The organism is Mycolicibacter sinensis (genome assembly GCF_001667945.1).
GTDB classification, from domain to species: domain Bacteria; phylum Actinomycetota; class Actinomycetes; order Mycobacteriales; family Mycobacteriaceae; genus Mycobacterium; species Mycobacterium sinense_B.
The window spans coordinates 1-24,642 of sequence record NZ_LZJK01000133.1; the positions used below are offsets into that span (position 1 = coordinate 1).

25 protein-coding genes are annotated in these 24,642 nt (G+C 70.3%); 15 read left to right on the forward strand and 10 right to left on the reverse strand.

What is annotated here, in order from left to right; translation table 11 throughout:
• Window positions 1–42: 42 nt before the first annotated feature.
• From A5694_RS24985 to A5694_RS17330, 4 genes are all read left to right on the forward strand, one after another.
• Window positions 43–4,461: a hypothetical protein gene (locus A5694_RS24985; protein WP_064923411.1), complete on the forward strand. Its 4,419-nt coding sequence runs from the start codon at window positions 43–45 to the stop codon at window positions 4,459–4,461.
• Window positions 4,462–4,536: 75 nt separating this feature from the next.
• Entirely contained in the window at window positions 4,537–6,333 is a 1,797-nt protein-coding gene (sppA, locus tag A5694_RS17320; protein ID WP_064923413.1) for a signal peptide peptidase SppA, read from the forward strand.
• Window positions 6,334–6,419: 86 nt separating this feature from the next.
• Window positions 6,420–6,725: a DUF732 domain-containing protein gene (locus A5694_RS17325; RefSeq protein WP_185746704.1), complete on the forward strand. Its 306-nt coding sequence runs from the start codon at window positions 6,420–6,422 to the stop codon at window positions 6,723–6,725.
• A 166-nt stretch (window positions 6,726–6,891) separates the two neighbouring features.
• Window positions 6,892–8,256: an alkaline phosphatase family protein gene (locus A5694_RS17330; protein ID WP_234786396.1), complete on the forward strand. Its 1,365-nt coding sequence runs from the start codon at window positions 6,892–6,894 to the stop codon at window positions 8,254–8,256.
• A gap of 9 nt (window positions 8,257–8,265) precedes the next feature.
• Here the strand turns inward: A5694_RS17330 and A5694_RS17335 are convergent, their stop codons facing one another.
• Window positions 8,266–9,186, reverse strand: a complete 921-nt coding sequence (locus tag A5694_RS17335) for an SAM-dependent methyltransferase (RefSeq protein ID WP_064923417.1) — start codon at window positions 9,184–9,186, stop codon at window positions 8,266–8,268.
• 10 nt (window positions 9,187–9,196) lie between these two features.
• A complete protein-coding gene (locus A5694_RS17340; protein WP_064923419.1) occupies window positions 9,197–10,141 on the reverse strand; it encodes a class I SAM-dependent methyltransferase in 945 nt (314 codons plus the stop codon).
• Window positions 10,142–10,449: 308 nt separating this feature from the next.
• Between A5694_RS17340 and secY the strand changes: the two genes are divergently transcribed.
• Genes secY through A5694_RS17360 form a run of 4 tightly spaced genes read left to right on the forward strand, consistent with a single transcriptional unit; the run spans window position 10,450 to window position 13,628 of the window.
• Window positions 10,450–11,781, forward strand: a complete 1,332-nt coding sequence (gene secY, locus A5694_RS17345) for a preprotein translocase subunit SecY (protein WP_064923421.1) — start codon at window positions 10,450–10,452, stop codon at window positions 11,779–11,781.
• On the forward strand, window positions 11,778–12,329 hold the full coding sequence (locus tag A5694_RS17350; RefSeq protein ID WP_064923423.1) for an adenylate kinase: 552 nt from the start codon (window positions 11,778–11,780) through the stop codon (window positions 12,327–12,329). Before secY ends, A5694_RS17350 begins: the two co-directional genes overlap by 4 nt.
• Window positions 12,330–13,118 (forward strand): type I methionyl aminopeptidase, encoded by a 789-nt coding sequence (map, locus tag A5694_RS17355; RefSeq protein WP_064923425.1) that lies wholly within the window; start codon window positions 12,330–12,332, stop codon window positions 13,116–13,118. It begins immediately after the preceding gene.
• 3 nt (window positions 13,119–13,121) lie between these two features.
• Window positions 13,122–13,628 carry a MarR family winged helix-turn-helix transcriptional regulator gene (locus tag A5694_RS17360; protein ID WP_064923427.1) on the forward strand — a complete coding sequence of 169 codons (507 nt, stop codon included), beginning with the start codon at window positions 13,122–13,124 and terminating at the stop codon, window positions 13,626–13,628.
• On the opposite strand, the gene A5694_RS17365 is transcribed toward A5694_RS17360, so the two are convergent.
• Window positions 13,625–14,881, reverse strand: a complete 1,257-nt coding sequence (locus tag A5694_RS17365) for a GAF domain-containing protein (protein ID WP_082952726.1) — start codon at window positions 14,879–14,881, stop codon at window positions 13,625–13,627. The two genes, A5694_RS17360 and A5694_RS17365, sit on opposite strands and share 4 nt — an antisense overlap.
• Window positions 14,878–15,528, reverse strand: a complete 651-nt coding sequence (locus tag A5694_RS17370; protein WP_064923429.1) for a response regulator — start codon at window positions 15,526–15,528, stop codon at window positions 14,878–14,880. Before A5694_RS17370 ends, A5694_RS17365 begins: the two co-directional genes overlap by 4 nt.
• A gap of 139 nt (window positions 15,529–15,667) precedes the next feature.
• Here A5694_RS17370 and A5694_RS17375 point away from each other — a divergent pair, with 139 nt between their 5' ends.
• Window positions 15,668–16,207 (forward strand): hypothetical protein, encoded by a 540-nt coding sequence (locus A5694_RS17375; protein WP_064923431.1) that lies wholly within the window; start codon window positions 15,668–15,670, stop codon window positions 16,205–16,207.
• Here the strand turns inward: A5694_RS17375 and mmsB are convergent.
• From mmsB to A5694_RS17390, 3 genes are read right to left on the reverse strand one after another with little or no spacing between them, the layout of a single operon-like run.
• Complete coding sequence (mmsB, locus tag A5694_RS17380; protein ID WP_082952727.1) at window positions 16,188–17,060, reverse strand: 3-hydroxyisobutyrate dehydrogenase; 873 nt, start codon at window positions 17,058–17,060, stop codon at window positions 16,188–16,190. The genes A5694_RS17375 and mmsB overlap by 20 nt on opposite strands.
• 19 nt (window positions 17,061–17,079) lie before the next feature.
• A complete protein-coding gene (locus A5694_RS17385; protein WP_064923433.1) occupies window positions 17,080–18,231 on the reverse strand; it encodes an acyl-CoA dehydrogenase family protein in 1,152 nt (383 codons plus the stop codon).
• 23 nt (window positions 18,232–18,254) lie between these two features.
• Window positions 18,255–19,775 carry a CoA-acylating methylmalonate-semialdehyde dehydrogenase gene (locus A5694_RS17390; protein WP_019738173.1) on the reverse strand — a complete coding sequence of 507 codons (1,521 nt, stop codon included), beginning with the start codon at window positions 19,773–19,775 and terminating at the stop codon, window positions 18,255–18,257.
• A 149-nt stretch (window positions 19,776–19,924) separates the two neighbouring features.
• On the opposite strand from A5694_RS17390, the gene A5694_RS17395 reads away from it, so the two are divergent.
• Together A5694_RS17395 and A5694_RS17400 are read left to right on the forward strand one after the other, a co-directional pair.
• The gene (locus tag A5694_RS17395; RefSeq protein WP_019738174.1) at window positions 19,925–20,161 is read left to right on the forward strand and encodes a hypothetical protein; all 237 of its coding nucleotides are present in this window, start codon (window positions 19,925–19,927) and stop codon (window positions 20,159–20,161) included.
• The gene (locus A5694_RS17400) at window positions 20,151–20,456 is read left to right on the forward strand and encodes a type II toxin-antitoxin system PemK/MazF family toxin (RefSeq protein WP_064923434.1); all 306 of its coding nucleotides are present in this window, start codon (window positions 20,151–20,153) and stop codon (window positions 20,454–20,456) included. The genes A5694_RS17395 and A5694_RS17400 overlap by 11 nt, the downstream gene beginning before the upstream one ends.
• A gap of 31 nt (window positions 20,457–20,487) precedes the next feature.
• On the opposite strand, the gene rfbC is transcribed toward A5694_RS17400, so the two are convergent.
• From rfbC to A5694_RS17415, 3 genes are all read right to left on the reverse strand, one after another.
• Window positions 20,488–21,060: a dTDP-4-dehydrorhamnose 3,5-epimerase gene (gene rfbC, locus A5694_RS17405; RefSeq protein ID WP_064923435.1), complete on the reverse strand. Its 573-nt coding sequence runs from the start codon at window positions 21,058–21,060 to the stop codon at window positions 20,488–20,490.
• Between the two features lies 1 nt (window position 21,061).
• Window positions 21,062–22,069 carry a dTDP-glucose 4,6-dehydratase gene (gene rfbB / locus A5694_RS17410; RefSeq protein ID WP_019738177.1) on the reverse strand — a complete coding sequence of 336 codons (1,008 nt, stop codon included), beginning with the start codon at window positions 22,067–22,069 and terminating at the stop codon, window positions 21,062–21,064.
• 75 nt (window positions 22,070–22,144) lie between these two features.
• Window positions 22,145–22,990, reverse strand: coding sequence for an LLM class F420-dependent oxidoreductase (locus A5694_RS17415; protein WP_064923437.1), 846 nt, complete (start codon window positions 22,988–22,990; stop codon window positions 22,145–22,147).
• A gap of 265 nt (window positions 22,991–23,255) precedes the next feature.
• Between A5694_RS17415 and infA the strand changes: the two genes are divergently transcribed.
• From infA to rpsK, 4 genes are all read left to right on the forward strand, one after another.
• Window positions 23,256–23,477: a translation initiation factor IF-1 gene (gene infA, locus A5694_RS17420; protein ID WP_003418601.1), complete on the forward strand. Its 222-nt coding sequence runs from the start codon at window positions 23,256–23,258 to the stop codon at window positions 23,475–23,477.
• Between the two features lie 66 nt (window positions 23,478–23,543).
• Window positions 23,544–23,657 carry a 50S ribosomal protein L36 gene (gene rpmJ, locus A5694_RS22810; protein ID WP_003879483.1) on the forward strand — a complete coding sequence of 38 codons (114 nt, stop codon included), beginning with the start codon at window positions 23,544–23,546 and terminating at the stop codon, window positions 23,655–23,657.
• A 191-nt stretch (window positions 23,658–23,848) separates the two neighbouring features.
• Window positions 23,849–24,223, forward strand: coding sequence for a 30S ribosomal protein S13 (gene rpsM / locus A5694_RS17430; RefSeq protein WP_064923439.1), 375 nt, complete (start codon window positions 23,849–23,851; stop codon window positions 24,221–24,223).
• 5 nt (window positions 24,224–24,228) lie between these two features.
• Window positions 24,229–24,639 carry a 30S ribosomal protein S11 gene (gene rpsK, locus A5694_RS17435; protein ID WP_064923441.1) on the forward strand — a complete coding sequence of 137 codons (411 nt, stop codon included), beginning with the start codon at window positions 24,229–24,231 and terminating at the stop codon, window positions 24,637–24,639.
• Window positions 24,640–24,642 lie beyond the last annotated feature (3 nt).

Below are 24,642 nucleotides of genomic sequence, written 5' to 3' on the forward strand. Positions count from 1 at the left end.
CCGCCGTTGCCACCGGCCGCATCTTCGCCGCCGCCTCCGCCGTTGCCGACCGGCACCGCCGGCGCCAACGGCAATGGCGGCGACGGCGGCGCCGGAGGCAACGCCGCAGCCGGAGGTACCGGGGGCGACGGGGCCGCGGGCGACGCCAATTCACCCGACGGCGGCAACGGCGGTTCGGCCGGTGCCGCCGGAGCCGCCGGCGCAGGCGGCAGCGGCGGCGCGGCCGGTACCGGCGGTTCCGCCGGCACCGGTCAGGCCGGGAACACCGGCGCCGACGGCTCGGACCCGTCGCCCACCGCGACGCACGGCGGCAAGGGGGGTGACGGCTTCACCTCGACGACCCCCGGAGTGGCCGGCGGCGCGGGCGGCGCCGGCGGCAGCGGCGGAACGATCGGCGCCGGCGGGGCGGGCGGCAACGGCGGAGGCGGCGGCGAAGATGCGGCCGGTGGCAACGGCGGCGCCGGCGGAGCGGGCGGCACCGCGGCGGGCAACGGCGGCACCGGCGGTAACGGTGGTGCGGGGCAGGGCACCGGCAACGGCGGCGACGGTGGGGCGGGCGGCAATGCCGGCGCCGACGGCGACGGCGGCCGCGGCGGCGACGGCGGCGACGGCACCGGAATCGGGGGAAGCACCGGCGGCCGCGGCGGCGACGGCGGCGACGGCGGCACCGAGCGCGGCGACGGAGGCGAGGCCGGCAGCGGCGGCGCCAACGGTGGCAGCGGAGGCGATGGCGGCGATGCCATCGGCAGCGGCAACGGGGGCAACGGCGGCGACGGGACCGCGGGTGCGGCCGGTGCCAACGGTGCCACCGGTGTCCTACCCGGCGAGGACGGTGGCAACGGCATCGTTGGCCAGGCCGGCGGTACCGGCGGTGCCGGGGGTATCGGCTCGGGTACGGGCAATCACGGCGGCAAAGGCGGCGCCGGTGGCACCGGCGGCGCCGGCGGCAGCGGCGGTGACGGCGCACGCGGCGGGGCGGGCACCTTCGCCAACGGCGGCAACGGCAATGGCGGTGACGGCGGTGCCGGGGGCAACGGCGCGGCGGGCGGCGCCGGCGGTGTCGGGGGCGCGGGCGGTGCGGGCATCAACGGCGCAACCGCGGGCCTGCAGGGTGACGGTGGCACCGGCGGCGACGGGGGCGACGCGGGCGTGGCCGGCGACGGCGGCGACGGCGCCGACGGCAGCGCGGCAAACCCGAACGGCGGCAATGGCGGCAACGGCGGTGCGCTCGGCGAGGCCGGCACGGCCGGAACCGGGGGAGCGGGCTCCACGCCGGGCGGCGACGGCCAGGCCGGCGCCGGCCCGTCCGGCCCGCAGGGCAATGGCGGCGCCGGCGGCAACGGCTACGACGCCGCGACCGACCCGGCCGCAGCACCGGGCACCACCGGCGGCAACGGCGGAACGGGCGGCACCGGCACCGCGCTGGGCACCGGCGGCAACGGTGGCTCCGGAGGTGACGGGTCGACGGGCGCTCGCGGTGACGACGGTGCCACCGCGGGTGCCGACGGCATGACCGGCGGTGTGGGCGGCAACGGCGGCAACGCCGGCGCCGGCGGTAGCGGTGGCGCCGGCCAGGGCGCCGATGGTGTCGCCGGGCACGGCGGTGATGGTGGCCGCGGTGGTGATGGCGCTGATGGTGCTGCGGGTCTGGCGTCGACGGCGGCCGGGGTGACCGGTGGGCGTGGTGGCGATGGTGGGGCCGGCGGTGATGGGGGTGCCGGCGGTAAGGGGGGTTTGACCGCTGACGGTGGCGCCAGTGGCTTCGACGGTGCCCAGGGCGCCGGGGGTGACGGCGGCGACGGCGGTGTGGGCGGTCGCGGGTTCGACGGTGTTGTCGGTGGCACCGGTGCGGTCGGCGATGACGGTGTCGATGGCACGGCCACGACGGCGAGCACCGCTGGCGGCGGCGGTGGTACCGGGGCTACCGGTGGGGCCGGCAGCGATGGTGGTGCCGGCGGTAATGGCGGTGCCGGCGGGCATGGTTCGACCGAGGGCGTACAGGGTGCCGGTGGTGTTGGTGGTGCCGGGGGCGATGGCGGCGATGGCGGCACCGGTGGTGCTGGGGGCCGCGGTGGCAATGGGTATGACGCGGCATCGGATCCGGCTGCGGCACCGGGCACCAATGGTGGTGACGGTGCGGTCGGTGGCGCCGGGGGTAGTGGCGGGGCCGGCGGTGCGGCCGGCAAGGGTGGTGCCGGCGGTACCGGCCTCAACGGCCAAGCCGCCGACGGTGCCGACGGCACCGTGGGCAACCAGGGCGCCGGCGGCAACGGCGGCGTCGGCGGCAACGGGGGTGACGGCGCGACCGGCGGGATCGGCGAGACCGGCGCCGACGGTGGAGTGGGCTTGGCGGGCGACAGCGTGACCCTCGACGGTGGTACCGGCGAGGCCGGGCACGAGGGCGGCCAAGGCTTGCAGGGCGGCAGCGGCGGCAACGGCGGCCAGGGTGGTGCGGCAGGCACCGGGTCCACTGACGGAGTCGTGGGTGCCGGCGGTATCGGCGGCAACGGCGGTGCCGGCGGTCAGGGTGGCACCGGCGGCAACGGTGGCAACGGGGGCGCCGGCTACGACCAGACCGGCACCACCGGGCTATCCGGCGGCAACGGTGGCGTCGGCGGCGCCGGTGGCACCGGGGGGCAGGGCGGTGAGGGCGGCACCGCGGGTATCGGCGGGCTGAACGGGGCGGGCGCCGACCGGGCCGACTCGGGAACAGCCGGCGCCACCGGCTTGCAGGGTATCGGCGGCAACGGTGGCCAGGGCGGCGCCGGCGGCAACGGCGCGACGGGGACCACCGGCGCCAATGGCACCATCGGCGAAACCGGGACGACCGGAACCGCCGTGAACACCGCCGGCGGTACCGGGGGCACCGGCGGCGACGGCCTCGACGGCGGAACCGGCGGCAACGGTGGCACCGGCGGTCAAGGCGGTGCCGCGGGAACCGGCAGTACCAACGGCAGCGTCGGCGTCGGCGGAAAGGGCGGTGACGCCGGTGACGGCGGCCAGGGCGGCGACGGCGGTGTGGGCGGTACCGGCGGCACCGGCTACACCTCACCGACGGCGAGCGGCGCCGACGGCGGAGCCGGCGGCATGGGCGGTACGGGCGGCAACGCCGGCCACGGCGGTGCGGCCGGCACCGCCGGCGCGGGCGGCCTGAACGGGGCCGGCACCGACCCGGCGGCCTCCGGTGCCAGCGGCGACACCGGCGGCGACGGTCATGCCGGCGTCGGCGGCAACGGCGGACTCGGCGGCAACGGCGCCCAAGGAACCGCGGGCACCACCACCCAAGCCGGCGGCACCGGCGGTACCGGAGGAACCGGCGGCAACGGCGGTCAGGGCGGGCTGGAAACCGACGGCAGTCACGCCCAGCAGGGCGACGGCGGCGCCGGCGGTACCGGTGGCAAAGGCGGCACCGGCGTGGCCGGTTCGAACGGCCAAAACGCGTTGCTCAGCCCGATCGCGCCGGGCGCCGGTGGCCAGGGCGGTGCCGGCGGCACCGGCGGTAGCGGCGGGGACGGTTTCAATGCCGGCACTGGTGGCCAGGGTGGTACCGGCGGCACCGGTGGTACCGGCGGTCAAGGCGGAGATGCCTTGGTCGACGTCTTGGGTCTTGCCGGGGCGCCGCAAACCGGGGCCGCGGGCGGCACCGGCGGTGTCGGCGGTGTCGGCGGCGTCGCGGGAACTGCCAGCGGCGGAGCCGACGGCAGCAACGGCGCCGGTGGTGATGGCGGAATCGGTGGGGACGGCGGGAAGGGCGGAAGTGCTCTCGTCGGTCTGCTCGGGGTGGGCGCCCAGGGCGGTCACGGCGGCACCGGTGGCGTGGCCGGCGTAGGCGGTGGCAGCGGAGCCGAGCAGGGCGCCGCCGGCGTAGGCGGTGCAGGCGGTGCCGGTGGCGCCGGTGGTGATTCGGGAGTCGCCGTGGGCACCCAAGGCGCCGGTGGGGCCGGAGGCACGGGCGGAACCGGCGGCGCGGCGGCCAACCAGGCCGGCAGCGTTGCCGGCGAGGGTGGCCAGGGCGGTCACGGTGGCAACGGCCTCATCGGAGCCGTCGGCGGCGGCAAGGGCGGCGACGGCGGGACCGGTGGTGCGGCCGGCGGCGCAACCGGCAGCACCGGGGGTGCCGGCGGCACCGGCGGCACCGGTGGCAGCAACCTCGTCGGTGTCGCACCCGGCGGTGACGGCGGCTCCGGCGGCACCGGCGGCTCGGGCGCCGCGGCCGGAACCAACGGCGGTGACGGGGGTGACGGCGGCGCTGCCGGCGGGGGCCTGGTCAACGCGTTCTCCGGCAACGGCGGCCAAGGCGGTACCGGCGGAAACGGCGGCGTCGGCGGAACCGGCGGCACCGGGGGCGACGGTGGCCCGGCGGCGGGCGACCCCGGCCAGCCGGGCAGTGCACCGACCGGAACCACCGGCGGTGCCGGCGGGGAGGGCGCACCCGGCCACATCATCGTCGTCGGCGGTTAACGAGCCGACCCGACCTGATGAGCGCCGGCGGGCAACACCGCGGCCGGTAGGGTCACCGCCGGTAGGCTGAAATCCATGTTCTCCGTGCTGACCGGGGTTCCCGGCCTCGACGACCTGCGCGGCGTCGCCCGTCGCATCGACACCGCCCGACACCACGGCGTGCCCAACGGTGTCGTGCTCGAACTCGACCTGCAGTCATTACCCCACGAGACCGGCGGTTTCGACCCGCTGGCGCTGATCCGTTCCGGAAGCCAGCCACCGGTGCTGCGTGACGTGGTGGCCGCGATCCACCGCGCCGCCGAAGACCCGAGGGTCGCCGGACTTATTGCGCGGGTGCAGCTTTCGGCCGCGGCCGCCGGTCCGGTCCAGGAGCTGCGGGCCGCGATCGCCGAGTTCACCGCGGTGAAGCCATCGCTGGCCTGGGCCGAGACCTACCCCGGAACACTGTCCTACTACCTGGCGTCGGCGTTCGGCGAGGTGTGGATGCAACCGTCGGGGATGGTGGGACTGATCGGCTTCGCCACCAACGCGACGTTCCTGCGCAGCGCGCTGGGCAAGGCCGGCATCGAAGCGCAGTTCGTCGCCCGCGGCGAATACAAATCGGCGGCCAACCTATTCACCCAGGACTCCTACACCGACGCCCACCGGGAGGCCGACACCGCGCTGCTGGAAAGCCTGCACGCGCAGGTGCGCCAGGCCGTCGCCGCATCCCGGGACCTGGATCCCGGCGTCATCGACGAGCTGGCCGACCGGGCGCCGTTGCTGCGTGACGACGCGGTCGAGGCGGGCCTGATCGACCGGATCGGCTTCCGCGACGAGGCCTACGACCGGATCGCTGAACTTGCCGGCGGCCAAGGGGATTCGGCGTCCGGCGCCGACGATCCCGACGCCCCGCCCCGGCTGTACTTGACGCGTTATGCGAACGCGACCGCCGGGCGTCCGCTGGTCTCGGCACCGTCCCTGCCGCCCCTCCCGGGCCGCAAGAACAAGCCGGCGATCGCCGTGGTGACCGTGGCCGGGGCCATCGTCAGCGGCTCCGGCGGGCCGCAGCTGTCGCCGTTCGGCAACCGCAGCGTCGGCGGCGACACGATCTCCGCGGCCCTGCGCGAGGCCGCCGCCGACGATGACGTCGCCGCGATCGTGCTCCGGGTGGACAGTCCGGGCGGCTCGGTCACCGGGTCGGAGACCATCTGGCGGGCGGTGCAGCAGGCGCGCAAAGCCGGGAAACCGGTGGTGGCGTCGATGGGTGCGGTCGCCGCGTCCGGCGGCTACTACATCGCCACGGGCGCCGACGCGATCGTGGCCAACCCCGGCACCATCACCGGGTCGATCGGGGTGGTCACCGGCAAGCTGGTCGCCCGCGAGCTCAAGGACCGGTTGGGCGTGGGCACCGACGCGGTGCGCACCGGCGCCAACGCCGACGCCTGGTCGATCAACGCCCCGTTCACTGCTGAACAGCAGGGGCAGGTCGAGAGCGAAGCCGACCTGTTCTATGCCGACTTCGTTGAGCGGGTCGCGCAGGGCCGCAACTTGTCCACCGAGGCGGTCGACGCGGTGGCTCGCGGGCGGGTGTGGACCGGCGCCGACGCGGCCGAACGCGGTTTGGTCGACGAGCTGGGCGGGCTGCGCACGGCGGTGCGGCGCGCCAAGGTGCTGGCCGGACTCGACGCCGACGCGCAGGTCCGCACCGTGTCCTACCCCGGCTCGTCACTGTGGGAGTTCCTCCGGCCGCGCCAGTCGTCGCAGCCGGCGGCGGCGTTGCCCGATGCTGTCGGGGCCCTGCTGGTGCGGTCGATGACCGGGATCGTCGAGCAGGCGGGCCGATCGGTCAACGGCGCACAGGTGCTGTGGCTCGGCGAATCGCGCTGGTGAGGCGTAACAACGACGCAACACAACTCTTCCGCGGCAGTAAAAGCTCGGTAACGCGCCCTTAACGAGCGCCCCGCATGCTTACCAGCATGAAACGGTTACTGCTGCTGGCGGGCCTGAGCGCGATGATCGGCCTCGCCGCCCCCGCCCACGCCGCACCCACGGGTGTTGACGGGCAGTTCCTCGCCACCTTGTCGGGTGCCGGCCTGAGCCACACCGGCAATGACCAGGCCGCCGTCTCCGCCGGCCGCGCTGTGTGCCAACTGATGGACGCCGGGTTGTCCCCGATGGACACGGTCGTCGCGGTGCAGGCCACCAACCCCGGCTTCACCATCCAGAAGGCGGGGGAGTTCGCCGCGATCTCGACCGCGCATTACTGCCCGGAGCACATGTAGGCGGTCGCCGAATATCTCACCGCTGATCAGAAAAATTAGCGGATCTGCGGAGAAGCCTGAGGTTTCCCTGGGTTTCTGCTAGTGTCACGCGAGTTGGCCCGTCAACGTCGATGAGGTGCTCGTGACATCAATCAAGCAGTTTCTGTGTGGAACGGCCGTGGCCAGCATGGTTGCCGGCACCGCAGCGGCCGTCGGGACCCCCATGGGGCTTTCGCGCACCGCCGACTGGTGGCTTGCCGCCGAGCACGTGCTGTTGATCGGCGTGGACGGTACGAACCTGTCCAAGATCCTGGAGTATGCCTACAACGACGACAGCGGGTTCAAGCTGGCGATGGACCAGGGCATCACCGGAGCCGCGACCGAGGTCAACCACACCACGATCTCGGGGCCATCGTGGTCGACCATCCTCACCGGGGTCTGGGACGACAAGCACGGTGTGGTCAACAACCTGTTCCGGCCCGAGCCGTACGACAAGTGGCCGACGGTGTTCAACATGCTCGAGTACTACAAGCCGGAGATCAACACCTCGGTGATCGCCGACTGGGACTACATCAACGGCATCGCCGGCGCCGGCGGCCACCCGGTGGACAACAACGTCTTCGTCCCGTTCCAGGACAGCTGGGCTGCCACCGACGCGGCGGTCACCGCGCAGACCATCGCGCAGATCCTGGCCACCGCAGACAACCCCGATGACATCTCGAATTTTCTGTTCTCCTACCAGGTGCAAGTCGACGAGGCCGGGCACGGGTTCGGGGGCGGCTCGGCCGAGTACGCCCAAGCCGTGGTGAATGTCGGGGCCAACATCAAAGAGATCCTGGATGCGGTAGCCCAGGTCAAGGCGCTCACCGGTGACGACTGGTCGATCATCATCACCACCGATCATGGCCACCAGCAGTCGCTCGGCTTCGGTCACGGTTTCCAGTCGCCCAACGAGACAACACAGTTCGTCATCTTCGACCAGGCCGGCCACGACGCGACCGACGGCAGTCAGAACCTGAACTACTCGATTGCCGACATCACTCCGACGATCTTGGCGCTGTTCGGTGTCCCGATGCGGTCGGACTTCGACGGCAGCCCAATGCATCTCGATCCGAACATCGTGGACAGCACCGTCGTGCCCGACGACCTCAAGCAGGCGCTGCTGTCGGCGATCGCGATGTACGGCTACCCGAACATCGGCAACGACATCATGCTGGGCATCCGTACGATCGTCACCTCCATCCCCTACGGGCTCAACCTCGTCGTCACCGAAATCGACAAGTTCCTGCAGTCGATCGTCGACCAGGACATCTTCTTGATCAGCGGAGTGGCCGAATTCCTGCAGCAGGTCGTGCAGTTCACCGGTGGCCTGGTGGTCGACACCACCGACACGCTGGCCCGGGGGATCGCGTACCTGACCGGCTCCGGCGTCATCGCGCCGACCGACCCGCCGCTGCCGGGTGGCTCGGAGTTCACCGACCCCGGACTGCTGGGCGCGGACCACGATTTCGCCGCGCCCGAACTGTCCCTGCCGGACTTCGACGTGGCGTAGCAGCCGCGGCTAGGTGCGTATGGCCTCGATCGCAACCGAATTGCGCAGCCGCGCAACAACTTCGGCGTCGTCGGGAAAGCTGCGCCCATAATCGGCGAAGACCTCGGGCCGGGTGCGGCTGCTGACCTGCCAGCCCTGGTCGGACAGGTAGTCCCCGGCGGGCTTACGCTCCCCGGCGTAGACCAGGCTGGCGAAGTCGAGGTCGAGCCCGTGTTCGGCGAAGCGTTGGCTCACCGACTGATTTGAGTCGCTGAGCGTGGCAGCACCGTCGGGGTGGTACTCGGTGGCCAGCCTGCTGCCCGGTGCGCTCAGGGCGGTGATGTTGTCGAACAGCCGGTCCTGCGCTTCCGGGGGCAGATAGATGAGCAGCCCTTCGGCGCTCCACGCGGTGGGTTTGGTCTCGTCGAAACCGCTGCGGCGCAACGCGGCCGGCCAGTCATCGCGCAAGTCGATGGCGACCGCGCGACGCTGCGCGGTCGGCTGGGCGCCGAGATCGGCCAGCGTGCGGGATTTGAAGTCGATCACCTCCGGCTGGTCGATCTCGTAGACGACGCTGCCTTCCGGCCAGGCCAACCGGTAGGCCCGCGAATCCAGCCCGGACGCCAAGATGACGGCCTGCCGGACGCCGGCTGCGGCGGCAGCCAGGAAGAAGTCGTCGAAGAACCGGGTGCGCACCGCTATCACCTCGGTCATCGGCCGGGCGGTGGCGGCGGCGTCCTCGGCGACCGCTGGTTCCAACTCGCCGTCGAGCAGCCGGTTGAAGAAGTCGATCCCGACCGCGCGCACCAGTGGCTCGGCGAAGGGGTCGGTGATCAGCGCGTCGGGCTCCCGGCTGGCCAGCGCGCGGCCGACCGCGACCATGGTCGCGGTTGTGCCGACGCTCGACGCCAGATCCCAGCTGTCCCCGGAAAATCGGCCGCTGTGTGCCATCGCTTACCTCCTATCCCAGGGTCGCGCTGACATAGGTCAGCCCGCTGTAACCGTGAGCGTCGTCGAGTTGCGGCAGCCCGTGTTCGGCGAACAGCTCGTTGATGCTGCGGCCCTCGATGCGCCATCCCCGCTCGGCGAGGTAGGACGGGGCGTCGTTGCGATCGCCGAAGTAGACCAGCTCGGTCAGGTCGAGATCGAGGCCGTGGCTGCGCATCCGCTCAGCGGCCTCCCGCATCCGCTGGCGGGCGCTGTTTTCGTCGGCCGGGTCGAGCGGCGGTGTGCTTTCGATGGCGAACCTGCTGCCCGGTGCCGACAGCGCGGTGACGGTGTCCAGCAGCCGGTCTTGTGCGTCGGCCGGCAGGTAGGCCAGCAAGCCCTCCGCGCTCCAGGCGGTCGGCACCGAGGCGTCGAAACCCGCGGCCTGCAGCGCCGCCGGCCAATCGTCGCGCAGGTCGACGGCGACCGGCCGGCGATCGGCGGCGGGTTGGGCGCCCTGGGCGGTGAGCACCCGGGTCTTGAACTCGATCACGTCGGGTTGGTCGATCTCGAAGACGCGGGTGCCGGCCGGCCAGTCGAGCCGGTAGGCGCGGGCATCGAGGCCCGACGCCAGGATGACGGCCTGCCGGATGCCCGCCGCGGCCGCGTCGAGGAAGAACTCGTCGAAGAACCGGGTGCGCACCGCCATGTTGTCGGACATCCGGGAGAGCGTCATCGCCCCGTCCTGGGCCTGGTCGTCGCCGAAGTCGAAGTCGGCCGGGCTGAGCTCGCCGCTGGCCAGCTTGCTGAACAGCTCCACGCCCACCGCACGCACCAGGGGCTCGGCATAGGGGTCGTTGATCAGTGGCCGGTCGGTGCCGTTTCCGCGGCTTGCGACCGCGCGGCCCACCGCCACCATGGTCGCGGTAGCCCCTACGCTGGAGGCCAGGTCCCAGGTGTCGTTATCGGTGCGTGCCATCTTTTGACCTCTCCTTCATTACCGGTGATGCAGCGCCGGAAATTAATTAGCTGATTTAACGAGCTGTCGTCGACTGTACTCCCACCGGCTGACGGTTGGCTGACAGCGCGTCCCTGCGGCTGCCCGGCCCGCCGTGCGCAGCTGTTAGTCTCGTAGACTGCTGACGCGCCTGAAGACACGCGTGGCCGCTTTGTGACCGGTCGGCGCGTCGACGCGAAAGCGCAGGATTACCCCAGGACTAACCGGGCTGGAACGAACCAGTCCATCGGCACGCCGCGACCGAACCTCGGCTGCGCAGGAGGAGAAGAGTGTTCTCGGCTTTCATCTCATCACTGCGGACAGTCGACCTGAGGCGCAAGATCCTGTTCGCCCTGGGCATTATCGTGCTCTACCGGCTCGGCGCGGCCATCCCGTCGCCCGGTGTCGACTACCAGAACGTCCAGCAGTGCATCAAAGAGGTCAGTGGCGGCGACGCCGCGCAGGTCTACTCGCTGATCAACCTGTTCTCCGGCGGTGCGCTGCTGCAGTTGACGGTGTTCGCCATCGGGGTGATGCCCTACATCACCGCGAGCATCATCGTGCAGCTGTTGACCGTGGTCATCCCGCGCTTCGAGGAGCTGCGCAAAGAAGGCCAGTCCGGCCAGAACAAGATGACGCAGTACACCCGCTACCTGACGGTGGCGCTGGCCGTGCTGCAGGCGACGTCCATCGTGGCGCTGGCCGCCAACGGCGGGCTGCTGCAGACCTGCAGCCTGCGTCACGACATCATCGCCGACCACAGCATCTTCACGCTGATCGTCATCGTGCTGGTGATGACCGCCGGGGCGGTGTTGGTGATGTGGCTCGGTGAGCTGATCACCGAGCGCGGCATCGGCAACGGCATGTCGCTGCTGATCTTCGTCGGTATCGCCGCCCGCATCCCGATCGAGGGCAAGACCATCCTGGACTCCCGCGGCGGCCTGGTGTTCACCATGGTCTGCCTGGCCGCGCTGGCCATCGTCGTCGGTGTGGTCTTCGTCGAGCAGGGTCAGCGCCGTATCCCGGTGCAGTACGCCAAACGGATGGTCGGCCGGCGCATGTACGGCGGCACCTCGACCTACCTGCCGCTCAAGGTCAACCAGGCCGGCGTCATCCCGGTTATCTTCGCCTCGTCGCTGATCTACATTCCGCAGCTGGTCACCCAGCTGGTCCGCAGCGGCAGCGGCGGCCTCGGCAACAGCTGGTGGGACAAGCTGGTCAGCACGTACCTGTCCGACCCGTCGAACTTCGTCTACATCGCCGTGTACTTCGGCCTGATCATCTTCTTCACCTACTTCTACGTGTCGATCACGTTCAACCCGGACGAGCGCGCCGACGAGATGAAGAAGTTCGGCGGCTTCATTCCGGGCATTCGGCCGGGACGCCCGACCGCGGACTACCTGCGCTTCGTGCTCAACCGGATCACCCTGCCCGGCTCGATCTACCTGGGCGTCATCTCGGTCCTACCCAACCTGTTCCTGCACATGGGCAGCTCGGGCACGGTCCAGAACCTGCCGTTCGGTGGCACCGCGGTGCTGATCATGATCGGCGTCGGCCTTGACACGGTCAAGCAGATCGAGAGCCAGCTCATGCAGCGTAACTACGAAGGGTTCCTCAAGTGAGAGTCGTACTGCTGGGACCGCCGGGGGCAGGCAAGGGCACCCAGGCGGTGAAGCTGGCGGAGAAGCTGGGTGTTCCGCAGATCTCCACCGGTGATCTGTTCCGGCACAACATCGCCGAGGGCACCGAGCTGGGCCGGCAGGCCAAGCAATACCTCGACGCCGGCGACCTGGTGCCGCCCGAGCTGACCAACGCCCTGGTCGAGGACCGGCTCGACCAGCCCGACGCCGCAAACGGATTCATCCTGGACGGCTACCCCCGCTCGGTGGAGCAGGCCGAGGCACTGCATGACATGCTGGAACGCCGTCACACCAAGCTGGATGCGGTGCTGGAGTTCCGGGTCACCGAGAGCGAACTGCTCAAGCGGCTCAAGGCACGTGGTCGCGCCGACGACACCGCCGAGGTGATCCACAACCGCATGATCGTCTACCGCGAAGAGACCACGCCGCTGCTGGACTACTACCAAGACGAGCACGAGCTGCACGTGGTGGATGCACTCGGCACGCTCGATGAGGTGTTCGCGCGCGCTTTGAACGCCCTGGGGCAGTAAATGATCGGACTGCCGAAGCGGCGGGTGCCGCATCGCAGCCCGGGGGAGCTCGACGCGATGGCCGCGGCAGGCGCCGTCGTTGCCGCGGCGCTGGCCGCGGTGCGCGAGGCCGCCGCCGTTGGCGTCTCGACGTCGGAGTTGGACGAGGTCGCCGAATCGGTGATCCGGGAGGCGGGTGCGACGCCGTCGTTCCTGGGTTATCACGGTTTCCCCGCCTCGATCTGCAGTTCGGTCAATGACCGTGTGGTGCACGGCATCCCGTCGTCGACCGAGGTGCTGGTGGCAGGTGATCTGGTGTCGATCGACTGCGGTGCGATCCTGGACGGCTGGCACGGCGACGCGGCGATCACGTTCGGGGTCGGCAAGCTGGCGGCCGCCGACGAGAACCTGTCGGACGCAACCCGTAAGGCGATGCATGCCGGGATCGCGGCGATGGTCCCGGGCAACCGGCTCAGCGACGTCTCACACGCCATCGAAACGGGGGCCCGCGCCGCATCGCAGGAGTTCCGCCGCTCATTCGGCATCGTCGCCGGCTACGGCGGCCACGGCATCGGCCGCCAGATGCACATGGACCCGTTCCTGCCCAACGAGGGGGCGCCGGGCCGCGGGCCGCTGCTGGTGGCCGGATCGGTGCTGGCGATCGAGCCGATGCTGACCCTGGGAACCGATCAGACCGTCATCCTCTCCGACGAGTGGACGGTGGTCACCGCCGACGGGTCCCGTGCTGCGCATTGGGAACACACCGTCGCGGTGACCGACGACGGACCCCGGATCCTCACGAGCGGCTGACGCGTGGACCCGCACCCGCCCGACGAGGCCGATCCGATCGCGCTGGCTCGCGCGAATTGGGAACGGGCCGGCTGGGGGGAGGTCGCCGACGGGATGGTCGCGGTGACGTCGGTGATGCGCGCCCACCAGATCCTGCTGGCCCGGGTGGAAGCCACGCTGCGGCCCTACGACCTGAGCTTCTCCCGGTTCGAGCTGCTGCGGCTGCTGGCGTTCAGCCGCTCCGGTGCCCTGCCGATCACCAAGGCCTCCGACCGGCTGCAGGTCCACGTCACCAGCGTCACGCACGCGATCCGACGGTTGGAGGCCGCCGGCCTCGTCGAGCGGTTGCCGCACCCCACCGACGGCCGCACCACCCTGGTGTCGATCACCGCGCGGGGCCGCTCGACGGTGGCGGCCGCGACGGCCAGCCTCAACCGCGAGGTGTTCGCCGACATCGGGATGTCCCGGCAGGAATCCCGCAGCCTGTCCTCGGCGATTGAGACCTTGCGCCGTAACGCCGGGGATTTCTAGCCGGTGTCTCGCGCTGCCGGCGACGGTACCGGGATGGTGGCGGTGACGGCGGTGCCCGCGCCCGGGCGCGAGCGGATGTTGAGCCGCCCGCCGACCAACTCGGCACGCTCGGCCATCGACAACACCCCGTAGCCGCCCATCTCGTCGCCGCCCACCGGGTGCTCGAAGGTGTCGAAACCCACCCCGTCGTCGATGATCTCCAACCGGGCCATGCCCGGATCGGTGGTGACCGCGAACCCCAGTCGCACCGTCGTCGCAGCGGCGTGCTTGACGACGTTCTGCAGGCCCTCCTGCGCGATCCGGTACAGCGCCAGCTCGATGTGCTCGGGCAGCCGGGTCTCAGCCAGATCCAGCTCGATCTTGAGCTGCGGGATGGACCGGGCCAAGCTGGCCAGCCCGCCGGCCAGGCCCAGGTCGTCGAGCACCGGCGGCCGCAGCCCGCTGATCGCGATCCGGGTCTCCTGCAGGGTCAGCCCGGCCAGCTCACGAGCGGCATCGAGCTGCGCCGACGCTTCGTCGGGATCGTGACCGACCGCCCGGGCGGCCGCATCCAGCCGGTAGGACAGCGTCACCAGCCGCTGGGAGATGCCGTCGTGGATGTCGCCGGCCAGCCGGCGCCGCTCGATCTCCTGGGCTTCGATCACCTGCTCGACGAACAGCTCGTGGGCGCGTTCGCGGGCCACCAGCTGGCGGTGCAGCCGGGCCTGGTGCATCGCGCCGGCGATGAGCTGCCCGATCACCCGCAGCAGCTCGATATCGCCGTGGGTGAACTCGCGGCGGGCCACGGTGTGCACGTTGAGCACACCGACCAGCCCGCCCGGATCGGTCTCCATCGGTACCGACACCATCGAGGTGAAGTCACGGCCGCGCAGCGACTCGATCGGCAGGTAGCGCGGGTCGGCCTCCTTGTTGTCGCTGATCACCACGGGCTCGCGATGGCTGGCCACCCAGCCCGACACCCCCGAGCCCAGCGGCAGCCGGATCTTGCCCACCTCGGTGTCGAACGGCGGGGTCGCGCCGGTCAGGGTCAGGGAACGGTCGGTGTCGTCGAGGACGTGCACGAAGCAGACGTCGGTGCCGGTGGCCGCGGTGATCATCCGGGCGGCCGCGGCGGCCAGCGGTTCCACGCCGGGCCCGCTCGAGGCGGCCTGGATGAGTTCGCGCAGCAGCGCCAGCTCGTGGTTGGCGTCGACGAAATCCCGCACCGTGGTGGCTTTGCGGGCGCGGGACCGGTTCTGGCCCGAGGAGCTCACCGGTAGATGCCTTCCCGCAGCGCGGTGGCCACCGCGCCGGTGCGATCGGAGACCCCGAGCTTGCGGTAGATCGAGCGCAGGTGCGATTTGACGGTCTCGTCGCCGATTACCAGCTTGGTGGCGATCCCGCGGTTGGACAGCCCGCTGACCATGTAGCCCAGGATCTCGCTCTCGCGCTGGGTGAGGCCCTGGCGCGCCCCCGGCCAGAACTCGTCGCGCTGCAGCCGGGCGGCGGTGCCGGCCGCCCGGGCGGCCAGGCCCGGGTCGATCACCGTCTCGCCGCGGTGGGCCAACTCGATCTGGTGCACCAGGTCGTCACTGCTGATGCTTTTGAGCAGGTAGCCACTCGCGCCGACCCGCAGCGCCTCGAACAGGTACTGCTCGTCGTCGTAGACCGAGAGCATCACCACCCGGCGCTCCGGGTCGCGTTCCCGCAGCGCCAGGCACAGGTCCAGCCCGCTCTCACCGCGCATTCGCACGTCACACAGCACGATGTCGGGGTCGGTGTCGGCGACCACGGCCAGCGCCTGTTCGGCGTTGATCGCCTGCCCGACCACCTCGATGCGGTCGGCGAACGCGGTGAGCATGGCCCGCAGGCCTTCGATCACCATCTCGTGATCGTCGACGAGGACCAGTCGCACGGGCATAGCAAGACAATAAGGCCCCCGCCAGGGACGGCAGCGGTGAGCCGAAGCCGGGACCGCCGAATCGGGTCCGGCGGGTTTCCCCGGACGGTTCCCCCGAATGGGGGAGGACGGACGACTGTCGTTCCGGCATCCTGCTGTTATGCAGATCACAACCGAACTCGCGACATGGATCCGCCCCGGCCGCCCGTTCTGGTGGGACCGGGTGCCGCCGGCCGACGATGCCCAGGTCTATCCCTTACAAGCGGTGATCTTCGACGTGGAAGCCCTCGCCGACGCCGAGGGTGAGCCGCGGTCCGGGCTGATCGACCTGGTGCTGAGCCTGTTTGCCGCCGGCATCTGGGTTGCAGTGGTCGGCGCCGGCCCGCGCGACCGGGTGCAGCCGCGGGTGCGGGAACTGATCGGCGACGGGATGGCCGAGACCGTCGTCACGGCCGACGACCTCACCGGTCCCGCCGGTGCCGCCGAGCTGTACCGGCTGGCGTTGTGGGAGCTGGGCATCGTCGCCGGCGAGGCGCTGGTGATCGCCGGGTGCGACGACAACGGCCGGACGGCTGCCGCGATGGGCCTGCCGGCGGTCACCACCGGCTCCGCGGGCGGCTATGACGGACTCCTGGTCGAGGGCTGCCGCCAGCTGCAGGCGCAGCTGATGGCCGCCCGGCTCAGTCGCGCAGCAGGTTGATGACGGCGCTGAAGTCCTCGGCGGCGTGCTCGACGGCGAAGTCCGCGTAGATCGCCGCGGCGTGGCTGCCCAGCGGGGCGCGCGCGCCGGTCGATGACACCGCGTCCATCGCCAGGTGCAGATCCTTGTTCATCAGCGCGGTGGCGAACCCCGGCTCGAAGTTCCGGTTCGCCGGGGAGGTGGGCACCGGACCGGGAACCGGGCAGTTGGTGTGCAGCGCCCAGCAGTTTCCGGTGGCCCCGGTCATCACGTCGAACAGGGCCTGGTCGGCCAGCCCGAGCTTTTCGGCCAGCACAAACGCCTCGGCGACCGCGACCTGCTGCACGGCCAGCACCATGTTGTTGCAGATCTTGGCGGCCTGGCCGGCGCCTGCCGCACCGCAGTGGATGATCTTGGCGGCCATCGGCTCCAGCACCGGGGTCGCCCGCCGCACTGCGTCTTCGCTGCCGCCGACCATGAACGCCAGCCGCCCGGCGACCGCACCGGCGACGCCGCCGGACACCGGTGCGTCGAGTTGGGCGAACCCGTGCGAGCCGGCCAGCGCGTGCACCTCGCGGGCGTCAGCGACCGAGATCGTGGAGCTGTCGATGAACAGGGTGTCCGGCCGGGCGGCCGGCAGGATGTCGGCGTAGCAGCTTTTGACCGCGTCCCCGTGCGGCAGCATGGTGACCACCGCATCGGCGTCGGCCACCGCTTCGGCAGCCGACGGCTGGATGCTCACCCCGTGCTGCTCGGCGGCCGCGGCGGCTACCGCCACCGGGTCGAAGCCACGCACGGTGTGCCCGGCGGCCACCAGGTTCGCCGACATCGGCCCACCCATGTGGCCCAGCCCGAGGAACGCCACGATTGCCAAGGTGTCTCCTTTGCGCCGGCTACTGCCCGGACCGGACGCGGGCGGCTTCGGCCCGGCCGATCACCATCCGCATGATCTCGTTGGTGCCCTCCAGGATGCGGTGCACCCGCAGATCCCGGAGGATTTTCTCCAGACCGTATTCGCGTAGATACCCGTAGCCGCCGTGCAGCTGCAGCGCGGAGTCGGCGACGCCGAAGCAGGCGTCGGTGACGTAGCGCTTGGCCATCGCGCACAGCTGGACCTTGTCGGGCGCATTGTCGTCGAGGGCGGTCGCCGCCCGCCACAGCAGCAGCCGGGAGGTCTCCAGCGCGGTGGCCATGTCGGCGAGGGTGAACCGGATCGTCGGCTCGTCGAGCAGCGGCTTGCCGAACGCCGCCCGGTCGGCCAGGTAACTGCCGGTCTTGTCGAACGCGGCCTGGCCGCCGCCCAGTGAGCAGGCCGCGATGTTGATCCGGCCGCCGTTGAGGCCGTTCATCGCGATCGAGAAACCGGTGCCTTCACCGTCGGGGCCACCGAGCATCGCCTCGGCGGGCACCCGCACGCCCTCGAGGATCACCTGCGCGGTCGGCTGGGAGTTCCAGCCCATCTTCTGCTCGGCGGCGCCGAAACTCAGTCCGGGCGTGTCCTTTTCGACGATGAACGTGGAGATGCCACGGGGGCTGTCGTCGCCGGTTCGGGCCATCACCACATACACGTCCGAGACGCCGGCGCCGGAGATGAACTGCTTGACGCCGTCGAGCACATAATCGCTGCCGTGCCGGACCGCCCGGGTGCTCAGCGCGCTGGCATCCGATCCCGCGCCCGGTTCGGTGAGGCAGTAGCTGGCGACCGCGGTCATCGGTGCCAGCTGCGGCACCCAGGTCTTGCGCTGTTCCTCGGTGCCGTAGAAATCGATCATCCAGGCGCACATGTTGTGGATCGACAGGTAGGCGGCGATCACCGGGTCGGCGATGGCCAACTGTTCGAAGATGCGCACCCCGTCCAGGCGGCGCAGCCCGGACCCGCCGACGTCATCACGGCAGTAGATCGCCGCCATGCCCAGCTCGGCGGCTTCGCGCATCACGTCGACCGGGAAGTGGTGGGTGGCATCCCAGTCCAGGGCGTGCGGCGCGAGGCGCTTCTCGGCGAACGCCGCCGCGGTCTCGACGATCACCCGTTCTTCGTCATCCATTGCTGTGTTCACTTGCTCAGCGCCTATTGCATTGTGGGGATATGGAATTCGGCGCCGTCCTTGATACCCGACGGCCACCGCTGGGTGACGGTCTTGACCTTGGTGTAGAAGGTGATCGACGCGGTGCCGTGCTGGTTGAGGTCACCGAAGCCGGAGCGCTTCCAGCCGCCGAAGGTGTGGTAGGCCACCGGCACCGGGATCGGCACGTTGACCCCGACCATGCCGACCTGCACCCGGGAGGTGAAGTCGCGGGCGGTGTCGCCGTCGCGGGTGAAGATCGCCACCCCGTTGCCGTACTCGTGCTCGCTGGGCAGCCGCAAGGCCTCTTCGTAGTCCTGCGCTCGCACGATGCACAGCACCGGGCCGAAGATCTCGTCGGTGTAGATCGACATCTCGGTGGTGACGTGGTCGAAGAGCGTGGGACCGGCGAAGAAGCCGCCGGTCAGATCGGCATCACCGAATTGGGTGTCGTCGCTGGCGCGTTCGCGGCCGTCGATCACCAGTTCGGCGCCGGCGGCCACGCCCTGGCCGATGTAGTCGTTGACCCGTTCCAGGGCCGCGCGGGTGACCAGCGGCCCGTAGTCGGCCTTGGGGTCGAGGCTGTGACCGACCCGCAGGTTGTTGATCCGCTCGGTCAGCCGGGCGCGCAACCGCTCGGCGGTCTGGTCGCCGACCGGCACCGCCACGCTGATCGCCATGCACCGCTCGCCGGCACTGCCGTAGCCGGCGCCGATCAACGCGTCGACGGCCTGGTCCAGGTCGGCGTCGGGCATCACGATCATGTGGTTCTTGGCCCCGCCGAAGCACTGGGCGCGTTTGCCATGGGCGGTCGCCGTCGAATAGATGTACTGCGCGATGTCGGAGCTGCCGACGAAACCGATCGCGGCGACGTCGCGGTGGTGCAGCAGCGCGTCGACGGCCTCCTTGTCGCCGTGCACCACCTGCAGCACGCCCGGCGGCAGCCCGGCTTCGATGAACAACTCGGCCAGCCGTACCGGGACCGAGGGGTCGCGCTCGGACGGCTTGAGGATGAAGGCGTTACCGCAGGCCAGCGCGGGGCCGGCCTGCCACAGCGGGATCATCGCCGGGAAGTTGAACGGGGTGATGCCGGCGACCACACCGAGCGGCTGGCGCAGCGAGAAGACGTCGATGCCCGGCCCGGCGCCCTCGGTGTGTTCGCCCTTGAGCAGGTGCGGGATGCCGACGCAGAACTCGATCACCTCAATGCCGCGCTGGATGTCGCCGCGGGCGTCCTCGAGGGTCTTGCCGTGTTCGCGGGAGAGCAGCTCGGCCAGCTCGTCGACATGGGTGTTGACCAGGTCGATGAAGCGCATCATCACCCGCGCCCGGCGCTGCGGGTTCTGGGCGGCCCAGCCCTTCTGTGCTTGGGCGGCCGAGGCGACGGCGGCGTCGACGTCGGCGGTGTTGGCCAGCGGCAGGGTCGCCTGCACGGCGCCGGTGTTGGGGTCGAAAACGTCGGTGCTGCGCTGTGACTGGCCGGCGGTGCGGCGGCCATCGATGAAGTGTGGAATTTGAGCGGTCATGTGCCATCCCGGGAATGTGTGTCGTGAGCTCGAGCCACCAACGAGAATACTAGGATATCCTAGTAAATGCGAGGGCGGGTGCCGTGGGCGGAAACTCGACCGCATGTGATCCTCGCAACACGCGGTCTACCGGGGGTAGACTGCGCGTCATGGCCGACACCACTACCGTCAAGGTCCAAACCAGCACCCGTGATCTGCTCCTTCAGATCGGGGCTTCCCGGCGGCAGAGCGCCGACCAGGTCATCCTGGCCGCACTGGCAGCTATGCGCCGCGACGAACGCCGCCAAGTGGCCGCGGCAGAAGCGCGTGCCATCAAGGACGATCCGGTCGATCTTGCTGAAATCCGGGCGATCCAGCAGGATCGGGCGGCGCTGCATGAAGGGTGAGGTTTACCGGCTGCCGGCGCGAGGCACGGGCCACGAGCAGAAGGGCCGCCGGTTCGCCGTGGTGCTGCAACCGGACTGGCTTGCTCTGAGCACCTGGATTGTGGCCTTCACCAGCACTAGCGCTCGGGAAACCAGCTTCCGGCCGGTCGTCACCATTGCCGATCAAAAGACTCTGGTGATGTGCGACCAGCTCGACACTGTCGATCTCCGCCGACTTACCGAGCCGGTCGGCTTTTTGACCATCGAGGAGATCGGGCGGGTCGACGAGGCACTCGCGTTGGTCCTCGATCTGTAGCCGCGAATAAGGCGCTCGGGCGTATGCGGATTCAGCCCTGATCCCAGCTCGGCAGCAGTCCGGCCGCACGGACCTCGGCCAGCGACGGGGCCTTGCGGTCGCGCTCGGAGAGCACCACGGGGTGGTCATCCGGCCAGTCGATGCCGATCTCCGGGTCGGTGGCGCAGATGGTGTGCTCGCGTTGCGGGTCGTAGCCGGCCGAGCACAGATACATCACCGTCGAGTCATCGTGCAGCGCAACGAATCCGTGGGCGAGACCGGCGGCAAGGTACACCGACCGGCGCTCGCGGGTGTCCAGCAGCACCGCATCCCAGCGCCCGTACGTCGGTGAGCCGACCCGGATGTCGACGACGACATCGAAGACCGCCCCCGACACGCAGGTCACATATTTGGCCTGCCCGGGCGGCACCTGGGCGAAATGCAGACCGCGCAGCACCCCGGCGCGCGACACCGAGCAGTTGGCCTGGCGCAGGTCGAAGCGGTGCCCGGCGAACGCGGTGAACTCGTCGTCGGTGAACCATTCGAAGAACAGCCCGCGGTCATCGGCGTGCTGGGTTGGGGTGAGCTCGAAGGCTCCCGGGATGGCCAGTTCGCGGAATGTCACGTCAGCGCCCCAGCTCGGCGTAGCGGGCCTCGGCGGCCTCTTTCAGTGGCGCCCACCAGGATTGGTTGGCGCGATACCACTCGATCGTCGCCCGCAGTCCGGCCTCGAAGTCGGTGTGTTCGGGTTTCCAGTCCAGTTCGTCACGCAGCGCCGAGGGGTCGATCGCGTAGCGCAGGTCGTGGCCGGGCCGGTCGGGCACGTGATCGAAGTCGTCGGGGTCGTGGCCCATCAGCCGCAGGATGGTCTGCAGCACAGAGCGGTTGTCACGTTCGCCGTCGGCGCCGATCAGGTACGTGCGCCCGGGATGCCCACGGGTCATGATCTGCCAGACGGCACTGTTGTGGTCGTCGACGTGGATCCAGTCGCGCACGTTGGCGCCGCTGCCGTACAGCTTGGCTCGGCGCCCGGTCAGCAGGTTGGTGATCTGGCGCGGGATGAACTTCTCCACGTGCTGATACGGCCCGTAGTTGTTGGAGCAGTTCGAGATCGTCGCGTGGATCCCGTAGGAGCGCACCCAGGACCGCACCAGCAGGTCGGCGGCGGCCTTGGTCGACGAGTACGGGCTCGACGGGTGATACGGGGTCGTCTCGGTGAACCGGCGCGGGTCATCGAGGGCCAGCTCGCCGTAGACCTCGTCGGTGGAGACGTGGTGCAGCCGCACCCGATGCCGGCGTACCGCCTCCAGCACGGTGAAGGTGCCGACCACGTTGGACCGCAAAAATGGCTCGGGGTCGGCCAGCGCGTTGTCGACGTGGGTTTCGGCGGCGAAGTGCACCACCGCGTCGGTGGCCGAATCCAGCTCACTGACCAGCTCGGTGACCAGCGGGGCATCGGTGATGTCGCCTTGCACCAGGCGGATCCGGTCGGCCACCGGCGCCAGCGATTCGCGGCTGCCGGCGTAGGTCAGGGCGTCGAGCACGGTGATCGCGACGTCGGGTTGCTGGGCGAGCGTGCGGTGCACGAAGTTGGCGCCGATGAACCCGGCGCCCCCGGTGACCAGCAGACGCATGGGGCAACCTTAGCCGGGGTCCCCGGGCGATTTCGGCGCGGTTTCCCTCGCTCAGCGGGAACAATCGCGCCGAAATCACAAACCCAGCGGCCCGGCCAGCTCCGTCAACGTCGGCAGCAGGCGGTCCCAGCCGCCCAGCACCTGGATCGTCACCTGATCGGCGCCGGCCGCCAGGTGCTCACCGAGCCGGGCGGCGACCTCGTCGGCACTGCCGTGCGCCACCACCGCGTCGATCAACCGGTCGCTGCCGGGCGCGCGCACGTCGCGCTCACTGAAGCCCAGCCGTCGCCAGTTGTTGACGTAGTTCGACAGGCGCAGATAGAAGCCGACCGCCTCCCGTCCCGCGGCGCGGGCCGCGGCACCATCGCTGGAGAGCACCACCTTGTGCTCGGGCGCCAAGAACACCGACGGCCCGATCAGCTCCCGGGCGGTCGCGGTGTGCTCGGGGGTGGTCAGGTAGGGGTGCGCCCCGGCGCTGCGCTCGGCCGCCAACTTCAGCACCTTGGGGCCCAGCGCGGCCAGCACCCGCCGGCTGGTCGGCACCCCGTCCGCGTCGAGGGCGTCGAGATAGTCCACCAAGGCGCGGTACGGGCTGCGGTACTCGGCGGTGGCTTCGGCGTGCCCGACGCCGATACCGAGCAGGAACCGGCCCGGATAGGCGGCCTCGATCCGGTGAAACGACTCTGCGACCGCCGGTGCGGGCGCCGACCACACGTTGACGATCCCGGTCGCCACCTGCAGCGTCGAGGTCGCCGCCAGCAGCGGTTCGACGAAGGAGAGCTCGGCGGCCGGTGAGCCGCCTACCCAGATCGCGCCGTAGCCCAGCCGTTCGATCTCGGTCGCCTGCTCGGGTGTGGGGGCGCCGAAGGTCCAGACGCCGTAGCGGCCCAGGTCGGGTTTGAGTGGCAGTGCTTCGGTCATGTGCGTCCCATCGGGTGCGTGACAACGGTCGGGCGTTCGTACCAGTTTGTCACTGCCGACGATTTTGGCCCGGGCTCTTCAACGGGTATCGTGGGACGACGGTGCGGCTTCCGCGTCGACTCTTGCGTGCCCAGTCTGAGATTCTCAGGATCTACCTGGAATTTCCTGCCACCGGCCCACGTTTTGTAGTCGTAGTCGATGCTGCGCCGCGGCGGGCGCAAGCACATATACAAGTAAGCCAGACACGGAGGATCGCCGGAGAGTAATGGCCAAGAAAGACGGTGCCATCGAGGTCGAGGGCCGGGTGGTCGAGCCCCTGCCCAATGCGATGTTTCGCATTGAGCTGGAGAACGGTCACAAGGTGCTCGCCCACATCAGCGGCAAGATGCGGCAGCACTACATCCGTATCCTGCCGGAAGACCGGGTGGTCGTGGAGTTGTCTCCCTACGACCTGTCCCGGGGACGCATCGTCTACCGGTACAAGTAGCTCCGGATCGTCCAGCCGCCCAGAAGACGTAAGCCAACCAGCGATTAGAACAGGACCCCAGCAGCCGTGAAGGTGAACCCCAGCGTCAAGCCGATCTGCGACAAGTGCAGGGTGATCCGTCGGCACGGCCGGGTCATGGTGATCTGCTCGGACCCGCGCCACAAGCAGCGTCAGGGCTAGCTAGCAGTCGCCGGCCCGGCGTAGCCGGGCACCAGCCACAACTGAATGCAGACCTCCCAGTACCAGTGAATGGCTGGCATCTTTAGAGATGGGCCAGTTCACATACGCCCGGATCGGAGGCCGGGCCCCGGAGCTGTCAGCCGGGAACGGGCTGGGATCACAACCTCCGCTACGAAAGAGGAATGCCACCCATGGCTCGACTTGTGGGCGTCGACCTGCCGCGCGATAAGCGCATGGAGATCGCGCTGACCTACATCTACGGCATCGGCCGTACCCGCTCCAACGAAATCCTGGCTGCCACCGGTATCGACAAGGACCAGCGCAGCAAGGACCTCACCGACGAGCAGCTCACCGCGCTGCGCGACTACATCGAAGGCAACCTGAAGGTCGAGGGTGATCTGCGCCGCGAGGTGCAGGCCGACATCCGTCGCAAGATCGAGATCGGCTGCTACCAGGGCCTGCGGCACCGTCGCGGCCTGCCGGTGCGCGGCCAGCGGACCAAGACCAACGCGCGCACCCGCAAGGGCCCCAAGCGCACCATCGCCGGTAAGAAGAAGGCCAGGTAATCGTCATGCCACCGAAGAAAACCACCGGGCCCAAGAAGGGTCAGAAGACCCGGCGGCGGGAAAAGAAGAACATCCCGCACGGTGCCGCGCACATCAAGAGCACCTTCAACAACACGATCGTGACGATCACCGACCCGCAGGGCAACGTCATCGCCTGGGCGTCGTCGGGTCACGTCGGGTTCAAGGGCTCGCGCAAGTCGACTCCGTTCGCCGCGCAGCTGGCCGCCGAGAACGCCGCCCGCAAGGCGCAGGAACACGGCGTGAAGAAGGTCGACGTGTTCGTGAAGGGCCCGGGTTCGGGCCGCGAAACCGCGATCCGCTCGCTGCAGGCCGCCGGTCTGGAGGTCGGCGCAATTTCCGACGTCACGCCGCAGCCGCACAACGGTTGCCGTCCGCCCAAGCGGCGCCGGGTCTAGGAG